Consider the following 18,422-nt stretch of genomic DNA (forward strand, 5'->3'; position numbering starts at 1 on the left):
GTACTGACCCGGACGCGTCTCCGGCTGTGTGCGCTGCCCGTTGGGGTCACATGTTCACATTCGGATTGAAACGTGTCAATGCCAGATGGCTCCCCGGTGTGGCCTCTGGCTCGGCTGCGTAAGCGTTCCGGTGGAGGTCGCGGCGTCGTTATCAGGGCGATACCTGCTCATTTTCCCATGATCCCCTTGACGGTGGAATGTGCTGCACTTAACATCCCCATCATATTAAAACGTTTTTTAGTCTGGTGGTTCACCGCTGGACCCGCACCGAAGAAGGAGGGCGCACGTGGACCCGACAGAGGTCCCCCCACCCCTCGCCCTGGTCGACGTCACCAAGTCCTTCGGGAGCGTCAGGGCCCTGCGAGGACTGTCCCTGGAACTGCGCTCCGGAGAGATCCACGCCCTGGTCGGCGAGAACGGGGCGGGCAAGTCCACCCTGGTCAAGACCATCGCGGGGGTCCACCGGCCCGACGGCGGACAGCTGCTCGTGGACGGAGAGCCCACCGCCTTCTCCGCGCCCGCGGACGCCCAGAACGCCGGCATCGCGGTCATCTACCAGGAACCGACGCTCTTCCCCGACCTGTCGGTGGCCGAGAACATCTTCGTCGGCCGCCAGCCCCGTACCCGGCTGCGCACCATCGACCGGCGACGGATGCGGCACGAGACCGAGGCGGTCTTCAGCCGCCTCGGCGTTCAGATGGACCCCGACCGCCCCGCACGGGGGCTGTCCATCGCCGACCAGCAGCTGGTGGAGATCGCCAAGGCCCTTACCCGTCAGGCCAGGGTCCTGGTCATGGACGAGCCGACCGCCGCCCTGTCCGGTGTCGAGGCCGAGCGCCTGTTCACCGTCGCGCGAACCCTGCGCGCGACCGGCGCGGCACTGCTGTTCATCTCGCACCGCTTCGACGAGGTCTTCTCCCTGTGCGACCGCATCACGGTTGTGCGCGACGGAGCCTTCGTCTCCTGCGACCCCGTCCCCGAGCTGGACGTGGACACCGTGGTGCGCCGCATGGTCGGACGCGAGGTGACCAGCCTCTACCCCAAGGAGGAAGCCGAGCACGGGGAGACCGTGCTGCAGGTCGAGGGCCTGACCCGCGCAGGCGTCTTCGCCGACGTGTCCTTCAGCGTACGGGCCGGGGAGATCGTCGCCCTGGCCGGACTCGTGGGCGCCGGACGCAGCGAGGTCATCCGCGCCGTGTTCGGTGTGGACCGCTACGACGCCGGTTCCGTCCGCGTGCGGGGCCGGGACCTGGCCGGCGGCAGACCCAGAGCCGCCATGGCCGCGGGTATCGCCCTGGTCCCCGAGGACCGGCGCCAACAGGGACTGGTCATGGAGTCCTCCATCGAACGCAACGCCACCGCCACCCGCCGCCGGGCGCTCAGCCGCCTCGGACTGCTGCGCCCCGGCGCCGAACGCGCCTTCGCCGAGCACTGGGGCGAACAGCTCAACCTCAGGTTCGGCCGACTCGACGACCCGGTGTCCACGCTCTCCGGCGGCAACCAGCAGAAGGTCGTGCTGGCCAAGTGGCTGTCCACCGAGCCCCGCGTGCTCTTCGTCGACGAGCCCACGCGCGGAATCGACGTGGGCACCAAGGCCGAGGTGCACCGCCTGCTCTCCACCCTGGCAGGCCGGGGCCTGGCCATCGTCATGGTCTCCAGCGAACTGCCTGAGGTCCTGGGCATGGCCGACCGGGTCCTGGTCATGCACGAGGGCCGCATCACCGCCGAACTCGACCGCGCCGAGGCCGACGAGGAGTCGGTCATGTACGCGGCCACCGGACAGCGACCGAGTGAGGCCGCATGACGAACGCCCCCGGCAACGCCCCCGAGACCTCCACCGCGGGCGCGCCACCCCAGCCCAGCGGGCGCCCCGCCCGCCGTCAGCGCCAGTTCCGCGAACTCGGCGTGCTCCTGGCCGTGGTCGTGCTCATTACCGCCACCTGGCTGCACAACCCCGGGTTCCTGTCCAGCCAGGGGGTGCGCGACCTGTTCCTCGGCGCGACCGTCCTGGCCGTCCTGGCCGTCGGCCAGGCCCTGGTGCTCATCACCAGGAACGTCGATCTGTCGGTCGGTTCGGTCATGGGTCTGTCCGCCTTCGGCACGGGGCTGCTCTTCGTGACCTTCCCCGGCCTGCCCGTCCCCGTGGCCGTATTCGCCGGGGTCGGCATCGGCCTGGTGTGCGGTCTGGTCAACGGCCTGCTCGTGACCACCGTCCAGGTACCCGCTCTGGTGGTCACCCTGGGCACCCTGTACGCCTACCGCGGCCTCAACCACTGGTGGGCCGATGGCGGCCAGGTCAACGCGCACGACATGCCCGCCGCCTTCCTCCTGCTGGGGCGGATCAGCGTCCTGGGCGTGCCGCTGCCGGCGGCGGTTGCCATCGCCGTGGTCGCCGCGGTCGGCTTCTACCTGGCCCATTACCGCTCGGGGCGGGAACTGTACGCCATCGGCTCCAACGCCGACGCCGCCCGCCTGTCGGGCATCCCGGCCACCCGTCGCGTCATGCTCGCCTTCGCGGCCAACGGGGCTCTGGCCGGGCTCGCCGGAGTCCTGTTCGCCGCCCGCTACGGCACCGTGGACTCCACCGTCGGCACCGGCATGGAACTCCAGGTCGTGGCGGCCGCCGTGGTGGGCGGCGTGGCCATCGCGGGCGGAGTGGGCACCGTCTACGGCGCCGCCCTGGGCGCGGTCCTGCTCACCACGATCACCGCCGCACTGCCCATCTGGCGCATCGACCAGTTCTGGCACCAGGCCGTGGTGGGCGCGCTCATCCTGGCCGCCATCGGGCTGGACCGGCTGCTGGCGCTGCGCACCGCGCGCAAACTTCGAGGAGGAGGTGCCCGTGGCGCCTGAACGCACCGTCATCGCGACCGCACCGGACCGGGTAGGAGACCCGGAACCGGGACCGAACAGGTCCTCCGGGGCCGCCCGCCTCCGCTCCCTGCTGTCCGCACGTGAGACCCCCGTCGTCTCCGCGCTCCTGGTCGCCGTCCTGGGCGCCGTGCTGTTCGTGGACATGTTCGCCACCGCGCGCAACATCGACTTCATGCTGCTCAGCGTGGCGGCCATCGCCCTGATGGCGCTGCCGATGACGCTCATCGTCATCACCGGTGAGATCGACCTGTCGGTGGCCAGCACCCTGGCCCTGACCAGCGCGACCCTGGGTGTGCTGTGGGAGTCGGGGGTCCCCATCGAGACCGCGCTGTGGATCTGCCTGGGTGTGGGCGCGCTCCTGGGCGCCTTCAACGGCTTCCTGGTCACCGTGTGCGGGCTGCCCTCCCTGGCCGTCACCATCGGCACCATGGCCCTGTACCGGGGCCTGGCCTACGTGCTGCTGGGCGACCGGGCCGTGGCCAGCTACCCCAGCGCCTGGGTCGGCGGCGCCCGTGAGCACTTCCTGGGCCTGCCCGGTCTGCCGTGGATCGCCGTGGCCGTCCTGGTCCTGGCCGTGCTGTTCGGGGTGCTGCTGCACGCCACCGCCGTCGGCCGGTCCCTGTTCGACATCGGCAACAACGACGAGGCCGCGCGCTTCACCGGGGTGTCGGTGCGCTGGACCAAGTTCTGGCTCTTCACCCTCAGCGGCGTCGTCGCCTCCGCCGCGGGCGTCTTCTGGACCCTGCAGTACGGCACCTCACGCGCCGACACCGCCTTCGGCCTGGAGCTTCAGGTCGTGGCCGCCGTCCTGCTGGGCGGTGTCTCCATCTTCGGCGGCGTCGGATCGGTCCTCGGGGTGATGAGCGGAGTCCTGCTGCTCGGGGTCATCCGCAACGCGCTCCAGCTGTTCGGCATCGGCAGCGAGGTGCTTCAGGTCGTCACCGGTCTCATCCTCATCGCCTCCGTCGTCACCCCCAACCTCCTGGCCCGGCTCAGAGCCAGGCGAGCGCCCCACCCGTCTCCACCGCCCGCCCCCGTGTTCGCCTCCAACAAGGGAGAAGAGTCATGACCCAGCCCCGCCCACGCCACCTGTTCCTGGCCGCCTCGGCCTTCGCCGTTCTGATGACCGCCGCCTGCGGCGGCACCACCATCGACAGCGCCGAGGAGGAGAACGACTCCCGCCCCACCGGGACCGCCGACCCCGGCGCCGAGATCCCCGAGGGTCTGCAGATCGACTTCCTGCCCAAGCAGCTCAACAACCCCTTCTTCGACATCGTCAACGAGGGCGGCACCGAGGCGGTGGAGGAGGTCTCCGGCAACGCCACCGAACGCGGGGGCACCGAGGCCACCGCCGACTCCCAGGTGGAGTACATCAACGCCGCCAGCCAGGCGGGCAGCGACGTCATCGTCATCGCCGCCAACGACCCCGACGCGGTGTGCCCCGCGCTCAACGAGGCCCGGGACAACGGCGCGGCCATCGTGGGCTACGACTCCGACGCCAACTGCACCGACGTGTTCGTCAACCAGTCCACGACCGAGCTCATCGGCCGCACGCTGGTGGAGATGATCTCCGAGCAGCTCGGCGGCGAGGGCACCTTCGCGGTCCTGTCGGCCACCCCCAACGCCACCAACCAGAACGCCTGGATCGCGGCGATGGAGGAGGTGCTCCAGGAGGAGGAGTACGCCGACCTGGAGCTGGTGGACACCGTCTACGGCAACGACGACGACCTGCAGTCCTTCCAGGAGATGCAGGGCCTGATGCAGTCCCACCCCGACCTGGGTGGCGTGGTCTCGCCGACCACGGTGGGCCTGGCTGCGGCGGCGCGCTACGTCAGTGACTCCGAGTACAAGGGCGAGGTGGCCGTCACCGGTCTGGGCACGCCCAACCAGATGCGCGAGTTCGTCAACGACGGCACCGTCGAGGAGTTCGCCCTGTGGAACCCGCTCGACCTGGGCTACCTGGCCGGGTACACCGGCGCCGCGCTCAAGGCCGGGCAGATCACCGGGGCCGAGGGCGAGACCTTCACCGCCGGGCGCCTGGGCGAGTACACCTTCGAGACCGACCGCGAGATCGTGCTCGGTCCGCCGCAGGTCTTCGACGCCGACAACATCGACGACTTCGACTTCTGACCGGAGGTAACGCATGCGACGCGTCTGTTTCGTGCTCAAGGTGCGCGAGGATCGGCTGGAGGAGTACCGACAGCGCCACGCCGAGGTCTGGCCCGAGATGCGCCGGGCGCTGTCGGAGAGCGGGTGGCACAACTACTCGCTGTTCTGCGACGAGCGCGGGACGGTGGTCGGCTACCTGGAGACCGAGGACTTCGACGCCGCCCGTGAGGCCATGGCCGCAACCGAGGTCAACGCCCGCTGGCAGGCCGAGATGGCGCCGTTCTTCGAGGGCCTGGACGGTCGCCCCGACGAGGGGATGGTCCCGCTGACGGAGATCTTCCACCTGCCCTAGAAACACCGCGTTCTGCCCGCAACACCCCGACGCCCCGGAGTCGCGGCCGCCCTGCCACGGGCGGCCCGGCCGGGGCGCCGGAGTGTGGCCGCCGGTCGCCTTGCCGGGCGAGCGGAACGGCGCGCTCGTGAACGGCACCGGGACCGCAACGGTCGAACCCGGCTGACAACAGCACGGACGCACGGGTCGGCCCCGTCCGCAGGACACGGGGTCCAGCGGACGGGGCCATGCGTGTCCGCGGGCCCGGGTCATTCGGTTCGGCGCACGATCAGGCGCTGGAACATGATGAAGGCCAACAGCAGCACCCCGATGACGATCCGGGTCCACCAGGAGCTGAGGGAACCCTCGAAGGAGATCAGCGTCTGCACGGTACCGAGCACCAGCACGCCCAGGACCGAACCGGCCACGTGGCCGACCCCGCCGGTCAGCAGCGTCCCTCCGATCACCACCGCGGCGATCACGTCCAACTCCATACCGACCCCGTGCAGACCGTATCCGGAGAGCATGTACAGGCTGAACAACAGCCCGCCCAGGGCCGAGCAGAACCCGCTCACCGCGTACACGCCCACCCGGACCCGGTCGGTGGGCAGACCCATCAGACGGGCCGAGGACGCGCTGCCGCCCACCGCGTACACGGTGCGGCCGAACCGGGTCAGGTGCAGGACGTACACGGCGACCAGCACCGCGGCCAGGGCGATCAGGACGCTGTAGGTCAGGGTCACCCCGTCCGTGAGGGTGATGGTTCCGGTGGCCATCGTCCGGAAGGCGGGGTCGGTGATGGAGATCGACTCCACGCTGATCAGCAGGCACAGTCCCCGCGCCAGGAACATCCCGGCCAAGGTGACGATGAAGGGCTGTACGTCGAAGACGTGGATCACCAGACCCATGAGCAGGCCCAGCGTGGTGCCTGTGACCAGGACGGCCAGCACCGACATCAGCGGCGGCCATCCCGCCTGCAGGGTGGCGGCGGCGATCATCGTGGACAGCGCCGCCACCGCGCCCACCGACAGGTCGATGCCGCCGGTCAGGATCACGAAGGTCATCCCCACCGCGAGCACGATGAGGAACGCGTTGTCCACGAACAGGTTGGTGAAGATCTGCGCGGAGGCGAACCCGTCATAGCGCACCGCCCCGGTGCCGAAGGTCAACACGAACACCGCGAACGTGGCGATGACCGGCAGGAACCGCTGGGGCAGACGTTCGACGCGGTTCCGCGCCCGGGTCACGTCCAGGACTCTCATGCCGCGGTCACCTCCTTGGAACGGGACGGGGCGGACCCGGCGGGCCGCCTGGGACCGAACAGCCGGGCGGAGCGGGGGGACTGCAGCAGGCACACGGCGATCACCACGAGCGCCTTGAACACCAGGATCGTGTTGGGCGCGATCCCGACGTTGTACACGGTGGTGGTCAGGGTCTGGATCACCAGGGCGCCCACCAGTGTGCCGGTGAGCGAATAGCGTCCGCCGGCCAGCGACGTACCGCCGATGACCACGGCCAGGATCGCGTCCATCTCGATCCACAGACCCGCGTTGTTGGCGTCGGCGGCGCTGACGTTGGAGCTGATCATCAGCCCGGCCACCCCGGCGCACAGCCCGGCGAACACATACACGGTCCACACGATGGTGCGTGAGCGCACCCCGGCGAGCCGGCCGGCCCGCGGGTTTGCCCCCACGGCCTCCACCAGCATCCCCAGGGCGGTACCGCGGGTCAGGGCGCCCACCAGCAGCAGCACGCCCAGGCTGATCAGGATCGCGATCGGCAGTACCAGGAAACCCGCTCCGATCTGCCGGTAGAGTGGATCGTTGATCGTGATGATCTGACCCTCGGTGATCAGCATGGCGCCGCCGCGACCTGCGGTCATCAGCACCAGGGTCGCGATGATCGGCTGGATACCCAGGATCGAGACGAGGAACCCGTTCCACAGGCCCAGGAGGACGCACACGGCCAGTGCCAGGGTCATGGCGGTGAACGCGTGCCCGCCCCCGGCGATCCAGGTACAGGCGAAGGCCCCGGAGATCGCGGCGACCGCGCCCACCGACAGGTCGATACCGCGGGTGGCGATCACCAGGGTCATGCCCACCGCGATGAGCAGGGTGGGCGCGCCGTTGCGCAGGATGTCGACAACCCCGCCGTACAGGCGCCCGTCCTGCAGGCGCAGTTCCAGGAACGCCGGGTTGACCACGGCGTTGAGCCCGATCAGCAGCACCAGGGCGGCGACCGGCCAGAAGAGGTGGTGTCGGATCACGGGGACACCGCCGTCGGCTCGTGTCCGGCGATGGCCGCCATCACCTCGTCGACGGTGACCCCGTCACCGTCGAGTTCGGTCACCTTGCGGCGGTCGCGCAGCACCACCACGCGGTCGCAGACCCGGACCACCTCCTCCAGCTCCGCGGAGACGAACAGCACCGCCATACCGTCGGCGGCCAGGTCGGTCACGACCTTCTGGATCTGCGCCTTGGCGCCGACGTCGATACCGCGTGTGGGTTCGTCCAGGATGAGTAACCGGGGCCGGGTGACCAGCCAGCGCGCCAGCAGGACCTTCTGCTGGTTCCCGCCGGACAGGTTCCCCATGACGGCGTTCGGGTCTGCGGGGCGGATGTCGAGCCGTTCGATGTACTCCTGCACCAGTGCGTCGGCGGTGCGCCGGGGCACCGGGCGCATCCACCCCCGGGCGGCCTGCAGGGCCAGGACCAGGTTGTCGCGCACGGTCAGGTCGGCGATGACCCCCTCCGCCTTGCGGTCCTCCGAGCACAGGGCCACCCCGCGCGCGATCATCGAGCGCGGACCGCGGGGGCGGACCCGGCGGCCGTCGATGCTGAGCGTTCCGCTGTCCGCCCGGTCGGCGCCGAACAGCAGCCGCGCCGTCTCGGTGCGTCCCGAACCGAGCAGCCCGGCCAACCCCACCACCTCACCGGCGTGGATCTCCAGGTCGAAGGGGGCGATGGCGCCCGTGCGGCCCAGTCCGCGGGCGGTGAGCACCGGTGCGGTGCCGGGGGAGCGCTCCTCGGAGCGGCGCTCCACCTCCTCCAGAGTGCCCAGTTCACGGCCGAGCATCGCCGAGACCAGTTCGAGGCGGTCGGTCTCCTGCGGAAGGTACTCGCCGACTAGGGCGCCGTTGCGCAGGACGGTCATCCGGTCGGCGATCTCGTACACCTGGTCCAGGAAGTGGGAGACGAACAGGATCGCCACCCCGTCGTCGCGCAGCACGCGCACGATCCGGAAGAGTTCGGCGACCTCGTCCGCGTCCAGGCTGGAGGTGGGCTCGTCCAGGACCAGTACCCGGGCGTCCACGGCCAGCGCCCGGGCGATGGCCACCAGCTGCTGGACGGCGATGGGGTGGGATCCCAGGACGGATCCGGGGTCCACGGACAACCCGATGCGCTCCAGCAGCCGGGCGGCCCGGGCCTTCACGGCTCCGGGGTCGATCGCCCCCCACCGCCGTGGTTCGCGGCCCAGCAGGATGTTCTCGGCGACCGAGAGGTTGGGGCAGAGGTTGACCTCCTGGTAGACGGTGCTGATCCCGGCCTCTTGGGCCTGGGCCGGAGCGGTGAACTCCACGGGCTCGCCGTGCAGGCGGATCCGGCCCGAGGTGGGTGGGTGCACCCCGGTGAGGGCCTTGATGAGGGTGGACTTACCGGCCCCGTTCTCGCCCATCAGGGCGTGCACCTGGCCGGGGTACAGCCGGAGGTCGACCCCGGCCAGGGCCCGGACCCCCGGAAACTCGACAGTGATGCCGAGCATGTCGACCACTGGGTCGGCCGAATGCGTCGGTGTTTCGGTCATGGCCAGCGCTTTCGTGGTTGGGAGGGCCCCGGCGCGGTGGGTGCGGGTAAGACGCGCGCCGGGGCTCCGAGGAGGGGAGTCCTAGTACTGGCGGTCCGGGAGAGCGGCCTCGGCCTCCTCCTGGGTGAAGGTGGTCTCCTCCACCTCGATCCGCTTGGGGACCTCCTCGCCGGCCACGACCTGCTCCACGAGTTCCATGAGCTGCTCGCCCAGCAGTGGGTTGCACTCGACGATGAAGTTGATGTCGCCCTCGGCCAGGGCCTCCATCCCGGCCCGGACGGCGTCCACCGTGATGATCCGGATGTCCTCGCCGGGTTCCAGACCGGCGGCGCGGATCGCCTCGATGGCGCCGAGCCCCATGTCGTCGTTGTGCGCGTAGACGACGTCGATGTCGTCGTGGGAGCGCAGGAAGGCCTCCATGACCTCCTTGCCGCCCGAACGGGTGAAGTCACCGGTCTGGGTGGCGATGACCTCGATGTCGGGGTGGTCGGCGATGATCTCCGCGAACCCCTCCTGTCGGTCGATGGCGGGCGCGGCACCGGTGGTGCCCTGGAGTTCCACCACGTTGGTCTCGCCCTCGGCGTTGTCGACCAGCCACTCGCCCGCCTTGCGGCCCTCCTCGACGAAGTCGGAGCCGAGGAAGGCCTCGTAGAGGGTGTCGTCGTCGGAGTCGATGGCCCGGTCGGTGAGGACGACCGGGATGTCGGCGCGCTGGGCCTCCAGCAGGACGGCGTCCCAGCCGGTCTCCACGACCGGGCTGAACGCGATGACGTCGACGTTCTGCTGGATGAAGGAGCGGATGGCCCGGATCTGGTTCTCCTGCTTCTGCTGCGCGTCGGAGAACTGGAGGTCGATCCCGGCGTCCTCGGCCGCCTGCTGGATCGATTCGGTGTTGGCGGTACGCCATCCGCTCTCGGCGCCGACCTGGGAGAAGCCCAGTGTGATGGTCCCGTCGTCGGCCGCGGACGAGCCGCCCGACCCGCAGGCCGTGACCGCGAGCAGGGCGAGTGCCGCCGCGGGGGCGGTGATGCACTTCTTCATCGGGGGTCCTCCAAGTCAGCGTGACCCGAGGGGATAGGAGGGTGATGCGGGTCACGTTGCCAATATAGTGAGCGCTAACATTTACCGCGTCAAGCCCGTTAACCGGATAATTCAGGGTCATTGCCGACCATCAGAGGGTGCAGTATGTTAACGCCAACTAAGTTTTCGGAAGGATGGTTCGGTGTCTGCGTGCGGGCCGCCGGGGCGGTGTCCGGGCGAGGCGCGCGGAAGCCTGCGCTCAGACGGCCTCCTGATGTCCGACGAACCGATCACATAGCCTGGTAGCGCTCATGAAGGCGGTGAGCGGCAACCCCCGGCAGCCAAGGAGTCATGGGTGGACCACACTTCCCCGTCCGTCCGAGTGAACCGCGAACCGGCGATGACGGACGTAGCCCGGCTCGCGGGCGTCTCCCACCAGACGGTCTCCCGTGTACTCAGCGGACACCCCAACGTCCGTGAGAGGACCCGCCTGCGGGTGCGCGCCGCCATCGAGCAGCTGGGGTACCGGCCCAACCGGGCGGCCCGCACCCTGGCCACCGGAAAATCCCAGCTCCTGGGCGTGGTGGCACAGAACTCCACACTGTTCGGCCCCTCGTCGCTGCTGGCCGCCTTCGAACTGGCCGCCGCCGTCCAGGGCTTCGTGGTCAGCGTGCGCCGGGTCGAGGTGCTCGACCCCGTCGCCATCGCCGCGGCCGTGGAACACCACCGCGAACAGCGCGCCGCCGGGATCGTGGTGATAGCGCCGACCTCAGCAGCCGACGAAGCCCTGGCCCAGTTGCCCACCGACATGCCCGTGGTGGCGATCGACGGCGACCCCGCACGCCAGAACAGCCTGGTGACCGTTGACCAGGAGGCCGGAGCGTACGATGCCACCCGGCACCTCCTGGAGGCCGGACACGAGACTGTCTGGCACGTGGCGGGCCCCGCTGACTGGTTCGACGCCGCAGGGCGGCTTCGGGGCTGGAAGCAGGCCCTGGAGGGCCGCGGAGTGGAGGTCCCGCCGGTCAGCCCGGCAGACTGGAGCGCAGCCTCGGGCTACCGCGCGGGCCTGATGCTCGCCCGGATGCCGGAGGTGACGGCCGTCTTCGCCGCCAACGACCACCTGGCGTTGGGGATCCTGCGGGCGATGCACGAGCGCGGCCGCTCGGTGCCCGGGGACGTGAGCGTGGTGGGTTTCGACGACGTGCCCGAGGCCGCGTACTTCATCCCGCCACTGACCACCGTGCGGCCCGACTTCGACAAGGTGGCCGCCGAGACGTTGAGCGTGCTTTTGGCCTCCATCGCCGGAGAGGAGGAGAAGGACGGCTACTCCACGCGGCGGGTGATCGTTCCGACCCTGGTCGAACGCGACAGTGTGGCCCCGCCACCCGAGTGAGCGACAGGTGGGCCCTGCCCTGGAGCGGGCCCTCGAACCGGCTTCTGCGTCGGGCGCCGCCGGAGCCGCAAAGACCACATGGCCCCGTGTGCGGCGGCCGTGTGGCTACACTGTGCGCCGTCGGACACAACGGCGGCGATGTCCGCCACGGATACGGGGGCGTGTGGATGTCCGAGGGCGTGGAGGCCGCAGCGGGACCACGCGGGCGCGGCAGCCGGGTCTCCATGGCCGATGTGGCCAGGCGCGCCGGGGTTTCCTCGCAAACCGTCTCCCGGGTCTCCAACGGCAGCCCCAGCGTGGTGCCCCAGACCCGTGAGCGCGTCCTGGCCGCCATGCGTGAGCTCGGCTACCGGCCCAACAGCGCCGCCCGAGCCCTCAAGCGCGGCGAGTTCCGCACGCTCGGGGTCATCGTCTTCACCCTCTCCACCACGGGAAACGTCCGCACCCTGGAGGCGATCGCCACCTCGGCCGCCCAGGAGGGGTACGCGATCACCCTCATCCCGGTGGCCGTACCGACCCAGGACGAGGTGCTGGGCGCCTTCACCCGGCTGGGCGAGCTGGCCGTGGACGCGGTCATCGTCATCATGGAGGTCCACCTGCTGGACGCCGCCGACTTCCGGCTGCCGCCCGGGCTGCAGGTGGTCGTCGCCGACTCCGAGGTCGACGACAGGTACGGCGTGGTCGACACCGACCAGATCAGCGGGTCCCGGGACGCCGTGGAGCACCTGCTCGGCCTCGGCCACCGTACGGTCCACCACCTGGCCGGCCCGGCGGAGTCTTTCTTCGCCGAACGCCGGGCCCGGGCCTGGCGCCAGACCCTCCAGGACCGGGGGTGTGCTGTTCCCGCTCCGGTCAACGGCGACTGGTCGGCCGAGAGCGGTTACCGGGTGGGGCAGGCGCTGGCCGCGGATCCCGAGTGCACGGCGGTGTTCGCGGCCAACGACCAGATGGCGCTGGGGCTGCTGCGTGCCCTGCACGAGCGCGGCCGCTCGGTGCCCGGGGACGTGAGCGTGGTGGGTTTCGACGACATCGCGGAGGCGGGTTCGTTCCTGCCGCCGCTGACCACCATCCGTCAGGACTTCGCCGAGGTCGGCCGCCGGCTCGTCGCCAAGGCGCTGCGGCGGCTGCGCGGCGAGGCCGAGGGCTCCGGGGCCACCCTCGTTCCCACGGAACTGGTGGTGCGCGCCAGCACGGCGCCGCCCCGGGGGTGAGCTCCGCGGGTTCTGCGGGACGGGCCCCGTGACCGCGAACTCGACCCGTTCACCCCCTTGACCGTTCGGCAACACGGGTGCAACACTCCCGGCACCGCAATGTTTGCGTAAACATCGCTCGGTGTCCACCCCCTCGCCCCTGGTCCCAGGGGCGTCACCACGGTCGACACGGACTGCTCGACGAGGGATCCGATGACGTCAACGACCACAGCCGAACGCCCCCCGCCCCGGCCGCCGAAGCCCGGCCGCCCCCGGCACCGCTGGACCGGATGGGGCTTCCTCGCCCCCTTCATGGCCGTCTTCGCGCTGGTCTTCGTGGCGCCGATCCTCTACTCGCTCCACCTGAGCGTGTACCGCGACCAGCTGGTCGGCGGAAACTCCTTCGTGGGCCTGGCCAACTACCGGAGCGCCCTCACCGACCCGGTGTTCTGGGAATCGGTGTCCCGGGTGACACTCTTCCTCGCCGTCCAGGTGCCCCTCATGCTGTTCCTGGCCCTGCTGCTGGCGCTGGCCCTGGACAGCGGCCGCCTCTACGGGCGCGACTTCTTCCGCATCTCGATCTTCATGCCCTACGCGGTACCCGCCGTCGTGGCCACCCTCATGTGGGGCTTCATGTACGGCAGCCGGTTCGGGTTGGTCGGCAACGTCAACGACATCCTGGGCGTCACCCTGCCCGACCCGCTCTCGCCGGGGCTGATCCTCGCCTCCATCGGCAACATCGTCACCTGGCAGTTCGTCGGCTACAACATGCTCATCCTCTACTCGGCGCTGCGCACGGTCCCGCACAACCTGTACGAGGCGGCCGAGGTCGACGGCGCGGGCCAGCTGCGGGTGATCACCGCCATCAAGCTCCCCGCCCTGCGCGGGGCCCTGGTGATCGCCGCGATCTTCTCGGTCATCGGCAGCTTCCAGCTGTTCAACGAACCCAGCATCCTGCGCAGCCTGGCACCCAACGCCATCTCCAGCGGGTACACGCCCAACCTCTACACCTACTCCCTGGCCTTCTCCGGCCAACAACAGAACTACGCCGCGGCCGTGGCGATCATCATGGGGCTGCTGACCATGGTCATCGCCTACGCCGTGCAGCTGTTCGGCATGCGAAAGGCGGCGTGAACCATGGGCACCCCCACCCCGACCCGCACATCCCGGCCCCTCCGCAGCACCGCCCCCAGCCCGCTGCGCCCACCGCGCCCGCGGCTCCGATCGCGCCGCGGTGGGAGCCCGGCCCACCCCCGCCGCAGCGCCGCCCTGACCCTGGTCACCGGACTGGCCCTGCTGTACTCCCTGGTGCCCCTGGCCTGGCTGATCATCAACGCCACCAAGAGCCAGCAGTCGCTGCTCACCAGCTTCGGGCTGTGGTTCGGCTCCGACTTCGCGCTCTTCGACAACATCGCCGCCACCCTCGCCTACGACGACGGGGTGTTCGTCCGCTGGCTGCTCAACACCGTGCTCTACGTGGTGGCGGGCGCGGGCGGGGCCACCCTGCTGGCGATGCTCGGCGGCTACGCCCTGGCCAAGTTCGAGTTCCCCGGCCGCCGCGCCGTCTTCGCCGTGGTCCTGGGCGCGGCCGCGGTACCCGGCACCGCCCTGGCCGTGCCCACCTTCCTCATGTTCAGCCAGATGGGGCTGACCAACACCCCCTGGGCGGTGATCGTCCCCTCCCTCATCTCGCCCTTCGGCCTCTACCTGATGTGGGTCTTCGCCGCCCAGGCCGTGCCGAAGGAGCTGCTGGAGGCGGCGCGCATCGACGGCTCCGGGGAGATCCGCACCTTCTTCACCGTGGCCCTGCCGCTGCTGGCCCCCGGAACCGCCACGGTCCTGCTCTTCACCATGGTGGCGACCTGGAACAACTACTTCCTGCCGCTGATCATGATCCGCGACCCCGACTGGTTCCCGCTCACCCTCGGCCTCAACGCCTGGAACGCCCAGGCCGCCACCATCGGCGGCGAACCCGTCTTCCACCTGGTCATCACCGGGTCGCTGCTGACCGTCATCCCGCTGATCGCCGCGTTCCTGCTGCTCCAGCGCTACTGGAGGTCGGGCCTGACCGCCGGAAGCCTCAAGGGCTGAACCGTTCCCGGGCGACGGAACCGTTCAGGCCCGGACCACCACCACGCACCACGACCGAGGAGCCCCCCCATGAAAAGCCAACCGGACACCCGCCGAACCCCCGCGGCCCGGCTCCCCCGAGCCGCCGCCGCGGTCGGCGCCCTGTGCCTGGCGCTGAGCGCCTGCGGCTCCGGTGACGACACCGCCCCCGACATCGCCGCCGAGGACGTCGCCGCCGCCCTGGCCGAAGGCGGCGAGATCACCGTCTGGGCGTGGGAACCCACCCTGGACCGGGTCGCCGAGGCGTTCGAGGACGAACACCCCGGCGTCACCGTGAACGTCGAGAACGTCGGTACCGGAGACGAGCAGTACACCGCCCTGCAAAACGCCCTGTCCGCCGGTTCGGGGCTGCCGGACGTGGCCCACATCGAGTACTTCGCGCTGGGCCAGTTCACCATCGCTGGGAACCTGGTCGACCTGGCCCCGCTGGGCGCGGCCGAACTGGAGGGCGAGTACACCCCCGGCCCGTGGGGCGCGGTCCAGGGCGACGAAAGCGCGATCCACGGCCTGCCCATGGACTCGGGCCCCATCGCCCTGTTCTACAACCAGGACGTGTTCGACGAATACGGCGTGGAGGTGCCCGCCACCTGGGACGAGTACGTCGAGGTCGCCCGGGAGCTGCAGGAGGCCGACCCCGACGTCTACGTCGCCGCCGACAACGGTGACGCGGGCGCCACCACCACCTTCGTCTGGCAGGCGGGCGGACAGCCCTACCAGGTGGAGGGGGAGGACGTCACGATCGACTTCACCGACGAGGGCACCGCCCGCTTCACCGACACCTGGCAGCAGCTCATCGACGAGGACCTGCTCCTGCCGGTGACGTCGTGGAGTGACGAGTGGTACCAGGCGCTGGGCGACGGCAGCGTCGCCACCCTGGTCACCGGCGCCTGGATGGGCCTCAACCTGGAGTCGGGGGTCCCCGACGGCGCCGGATCCTGGCGGGTCGCCCCGCCGCCCGCCTGGGAGGAGGGCGACGCCTCCAGCGCCGAGAGCGGCGGCAGCGCGCTCGCCGTGCCCGTGGGAGCGCAGAACCAGGCGCTCGCCTACGCCTTCATCGAGTACGCCAACGCCGGTGACGGGGTCCGGCACCGGCTCGACCAGGGCGCCTTCCCCGCCACCGTCGCCGACCTCGAATCGCCCGAGTTCCTGTCGGCCGAGTCCGAGTACTTCGGCGGCCAGGCGGTCAACGAGGTCTACGCCGACTCCGCGGCCAACGTGCGCGAAGGCTGGCACTACCTGCCCTACCAGGCGCACGCCAACTCGCTGTTCAACGACACCGTCGGACAGGCCTACGTCTCCGACACCACCCTCGCCGAAGGGCTGGCCGCCTGGCAGGACGCCTCGGTCCGCTACGGCCAGGAACAGGGCTTCACCGTCACCACCGGCGACTGACACCGACCCACCCCACACCGACACCCGACCCGGGTGGGGGCGGCCCGGTGCCGCCCCACCCGCACCCGTGTCCTCGCGAAGGGATCCACCATGACCGACGCCGCCTCCCGCGACTGGCTGCGCTGGCCGCACGACCCCGACCGTCCCCGGTTCGCCTACGGCGCCGACTACAACCCCGAACAGTGGCCGCGCGAGGTGTGGGAGGAGGACCTGCGCCTGATGCGCCGCGCCGGGGTCAACATCGTCACCCTCGGCGTGTTCTCCTGGTCGCGGCTGCAACCGGCACCGGACACCTGGGACTTCGGCTGGCTGGACGACATCATGGACCGGCTGCACGAGAACGGCATCGCCGTCGACCTGGCCACCGCCACCGCCTCCCCGCCCGCCTGGCTCACCACCGCCCACCCCGAGGTGCTGCCCGTCACCCGCACCGGCGAGACCGTCAACCCCGGTGCCCGCCAGCACTGGCGCCCCACCTCGCCCGTGTTCCGCCGCTACGCCCTCGAACTCACCACCGCCCTGGCCGAGCACTACGGCCCCCACTCCGCCCTGGCCGCCTGGCACGTCAACAACGAATTGGGCTGCCACAACGTCCACGACTACTCCGACGACGCCGCGGCCGCCTTCCGCGCCTGGCTGCGCGAGCGCTACACCACCATCGACGGGCTCAACCACGCCTGGGCCACCGACTTCTGGTCCCAGCGCTACACCGACTGGAACCAGGTCCTACCGCCCAGGCTGGCCGCCTCGCACGCCAACCCCACCCAGCAGCTCGACTTCGCGCGCTTCTCCTCCGACGTCCTGCGCGACCACCTGCGCGCCGAACGCGAGATCCTGCACCGCCTCACCCCCGGCATCCCGGTCACCACCAACTTCATGGTCATGGGCCACACCGCGGACATGAACTACGCCGACTGGGCCCACGAGGTCGACTTCGTCGCCAACGACCACTACGTACGCACCGATCCCGGCGGCGCCGACGAGCTCTCCTTCAGCGCCAACCTCACCGGCGGCCTGGCCCGCGGCCGCCCCTGGTACCTGATGGAGCACTCCACCAGCGCCGTCAACTGGCGCAGCGTCAACCCGCCCAAGGCCCCCGGTGAGATGGCCCGCGACTCCCTGCTGCACGTGGCGCACGGCGCCGACGCCGTCTGCTACTTCCAGTGGCGTCAGTCGGCGGGAGGCGCGGAGAAGTACCACTCGGCGATGGTGCCGCACGCCGGAGCCGACAGCCGGGTCTACCGGGACGTGGTCGAACTGGGCCGGGTACTGAAGGAGGACCTCGCCGAGGTCGCCGGAAGCGGTCGGCTGCCCGCCCGCGCCGCCCTGCTCTTCGACTGGGAGTCCCGCTGGGCGGTGCGGCGCGACTCCTTGCCGAGCTCGCTGCTGGACGTGCACGAGGAGGCCATGAGCTGGTACACCGCCTTCCTCGACGCCGGGGTGCGGGTGGACGTGCTGCCCACCGACGCCGGCTGGGAGGGCTACGACCTGGTCGTCGCACCCCTGCTGCACGTCCTGCCCGAGGCCACCGCGCGCCGCCTGACCGACTACGCCGAGGGCGGCGGCCACCTGGTCACCACCTATTTCTCCGGGATCGTCGACGAGAACGACCACGTCCACCTGGGCGGCTACCCCGGTCCGCTGCGCGAGCTTCTGGGCCTGCGCATCGAGGAGTTCGCCCCCCTGCCCGAGGGCGCCACCGTCACCCTGGACGACGGCTCCACCGGGACCCTGTGGTCGGACCGGATCACCGTCACCGACGCCGGGACGCAGGTCTGGGCCAGCTACGCCGACGGCCCCCTGGCCGGGGGAGCGGCACTGACCCGCAGGGCCCTGCCCGGCGGCGGCAGCGCCGTCTACGTCTCCACCCGCCTGGACGACGAACACCGCACCGCCCTGCTGAACCGGCTGCTGGCCGGGGCCGGGGTCGGCAGCGAACTCCCCGAGGACCTGCGCGGCCGGGTCGAACTGACCGTGCGCGCCGGAGGGGGCGTCGAGTACCACTTCCTGACCAACCGCACCGACGAACCCCTCAAGCTCGGCCGGCTGCCGGGCACCCCGTTGACCGGGGCCGCCGCGAACGGAGAGGAGGAGCGTGTCCTCGAACCACGCGGCATCACCGCCTGGCGCGTCCCGGTATCCGGTCCGGCGACCGTCTGACCCCCACCGGGTACGG

Annotated in this window: 15 protein-coding genes; 11 read left to right on the forward strand and 4 right to left on the reverse strand. The window is 70.6% G+C overall.

The window, feature by feature from the left end; genetic code table 11:
* The first annotated feature begins 286 nt into the window (after positions 1–286).
* The 5 genes from D457_RS0125885 to D457_RS0125905 are packed head-to-tail and all read left to right on the forward strand — an operon-like array spanning position 287 to position 5,335.
* Entirely contained in the window at positions 287–1,804 is a 1,518-nt protein-coding gene (locus D457_RS0125885) for a sugar ABC transporter ATP-binding protein (RefSeq protein ID WP_017583587.1), read from the forward strand.
* On the forward strand, positions 1,801–2,853 hold the full coding sequence (locus tag D457_RS0125890) for an ABC transporter permease (protein ID WP_017583588.1): 1,053 nt from the start codon (positions 1,801–1,803) through the stop codon (positions 2,851–2,853). Before D457_RS0125885 ends, D457_RS0125890 begins: the two co-directional genes overlap by 4 nt.
* Positions 2,837–3,943, forward strand: a complete 1,107-nt coding sequence (locus D457_RS0125895; RefSeq protein ID WP_017583589.1) for an ABC transporter permease — start codon at positions 2,837–2,839, stop codon at positions 3,941–3,943. The genes D457_RS0125890 and D457_RS0125895 overlap by 17 nt, the downstream gene beginning before the upstream one ends.
* Positions 3,940–5,004 carry a rhamnose ABC transporter substrate-binding protein gene (gene rhaS, locus D457_RS0125900; protein WP_017583590.1) on the forward strand — a complete coding sequence of 355 codons (1,065 nt, stop codon included), beginning with the start codon at positions 3,940–3,942 and terminating at the stop codon, positions 5,002–5,004. Before D457_RS0125895 ends, rhaS begins: the two co-directional genes overlap by 4 nt.
* A 13-nt stretch (positions 5,005–5,017) precedes the next feature.
* On the forward strand, positions 5,018–5,335 hold the full coding sequence (locus D457_RS0125905) for an L-rhamnose mutarotase (RefSeq protein ID WP_017583591.1): 318 nt from the start codon (positions 5,018–5,020) through the stop codon (positions 5,333–5,335).
* Between the two features lie 248 nt (positions 5,336–5,583).
* Here D457_RS0125905 and yjfF read toward each other — a convergent pair whose 3' ends face one another.
* The 4 genes from yjfF to D457_RS0125925 all read right to left on the reverse strand — a co-directional run bounded on the left by yjfF (position 5,584) and on the right by D457_RS0125925 (position 10,159).
* On the reverse strand, positions 5,584–6,576 hold the full coding sequence (gene yjfF, locus D457_RS0125910; protein WP_017583592.1) for a galactofuranose ABC transporter, permease protein YjfF: 993 nt from the start codon (positions 6,574–6,576) through the stop codon (positions 5,584–5,586).
* On the reverse strand, positions 6,573–7,580 hold the full coding sequence (locus D457_RS0125915; protein WP_017583593.1) for an ABC transporter permease: 1,008 nt from the start codon (positions 7,578–7,580) through the stop codon (positions 6,573–6,575). The genes yjfF and D457_RS0125915 overlap by 4 nt, the downstream gene beginning before the upstream one ends.
* A complete protein-coding gene (locus tag D457_RS0125920) occupies positions 7,577–9,118 on the reverse strand; it encodes a sugar ABC transporter ATP-binding protein (protein WP_017583594.1) in 1,542 nt (513 codons plus the stop codon). The genes D457_RS0125915 and D457_RS0125920 overlap by 4 nt, the downstream gene beginning before the upstream one ends.
* Before the next feature lie 81 nt (positions 9,119–9,199).
* Positions 9,200–10,159 (reverse strand): ABC transporter substrate-binding protein, encoded by a 960-nt coding sequence (locus D457_RS0125925; protein WP_017583595.1) that lies wholly within the window; start codon positions 10,157–10,159, stop codon positions 9,200–9,202.
* A 334-nt stretch (positions 10,160–10,493) separates the two neighbouring features.
* Between D457_RS0125925 and D457_RS0125930 the strand changes: the two genes are divergently transcribed.
* From D457_RS0125930 to D457_RS0125955, 6 genes are all read left to right on the forward strand, one after another.
* Entirely contained in the window at positions 10,494–11,534 is a 1,041-nt protein-coding gene (locus tag D457_RS0125930) for a LacI family DNA-binding transcriptional regulator (RefSeq protein WP_204367476.1), read from the forward strand.
* 101 nt (positions 11,535–11,635) lie between these two features.
* Positions 11,636–12,745: a LacI family DNA-binding transcriptional regulator gene (locus D457_RS0125935; RefSeq protein ID WP_239646227.1), complete on the forward strand. Its 1,110-nt coding sequence runs from the start codon at positions 11,636–11,638 to the stop codon at positions 12,743–12,745.
* Positions 12,746–12,937: 192 nt separating this feature from the next.
* Positions 12,938–13,858: a carbohydrate ABC transporter permease gene (locus D457_RS0125940; protein ID WP_026117041.1), complete on the forward strand. Its 921-nt coding sequence runs from the start codon at positions 12,938–12,940 to the stop codon at positions 13,856–13,858.
* Positions 13,859–13,861: 3 nt separating this feature from the next.
* A complete protein-coding gene (locus tag D457_RS0125945; protein ID WP_017583599.1) occupies positions 13,862–14,815 on the forward strand; it encodes a carbohydrate ABC transporter permease in 954 nt (317 codons plus the stop codon).
* Positions 14,816–14,884: 69 nt separating this feature from the next.
* Complete coding sequence (locus tag D457_RS0125950; RefSeq protein WP_017583600.1) at positions 14,885–16,246, forward strand: ABC transporter substrate-binding protein; 1,362 nt, start codon at positions 14,885–14,887, stop codon at positions 16,244–16,246.
* 90 nt (positions 16,247–16,336) lie between these two features.
* Entirely contained in the window at positions 16,337–18,406 is a 2,070-nt protein-coding gene (locus tag D457_RS0125955) for a beta-galactosidase (RefSeq protein WP_017583601.1), read from the forward strand.
* Positions 18,407–18,422: the final 16 nt, after the last annotated feature.

Origin of the sequence: Nocardiopsis valliformis DSM 45023 (assembly GCF_000340985.1) — a bacterium.
In the GTDB taxonomy this organism is placed as follows: Bacteria; Actinomycetota; Actinomycetes; order Streptosporangiales; family Streptosporangiaceae; genus Nocardiopsis; species Nocardiopsis exhalans.

Coding starts and splice junctions, on each gene's coding strand:
- D457_RS0125950 (WP_017583600.1), top strand. CDS start 14,885: ATGAAAAGCCAACCGGACACCCGCCGAACCCCCGCGGCCCGGCTCCCC.
- rhaS (WP_017583590.1), top strand. CDS start 3,940: ATGACCCAGCCCCGCCCACGCCACCTGTTCCTGGCCGCCTCGGCCTTC.
- D457_RS0125920 (WP_017583594.1), bottom strand. CDS start 9,118: ATGACCGAAACACCGACGCATTCGGCCGACCCAGTGGTCGACATGCTC.
- D457_RS0125925 (WP_017583595.1), bottom strand. CDS start 10,159: ATGAAGAAGTGCATCACCGCCCCCGCGGCGGCACTCGCCCTGCTCGCG.
- yjfF (WP_017583592.1), bottom strand. CDS start 6,576: ATGAGAGTCCTGGACGTGACCCGGGCGCGGAACCGCGTCGAACGTCTG.
- D457_RS0125905 (WP_017583591.1), top strand. CDS start 5,018: ATGCGACGCGTCTGTTTCGTGCTCAAGGTGCGCGAGGATCGGCTGGAG.
- D457_RS0125940 (WP_026117041.1), top strand. CDS start 12,938: ATGACGTCAACGACCACAGCCGAACGCCCCCCGCCCCGGCCGCCGAAG.
- D457_RS0125945 (WP_017583599.1), top strand. CDS start 13,862: ATGGGCACCCCCACCCCGACCCGCACATCCCGGCCCCTCCGCAGCACC.
- D457_RS0125955 (WP_017583601.1), top strand. CDS start 16,337: ATGACCGACGCCGCCTCCCGCGACTGGCTGCGCTGGCCGCACGACCCC.
- D457_RS0125890 (WP_017583588.1), top strand. CDS start 1,801: ATGACGAACGCCCCCGGCAACGCCCCCGAGACCTCCACCGCGGGCGCG.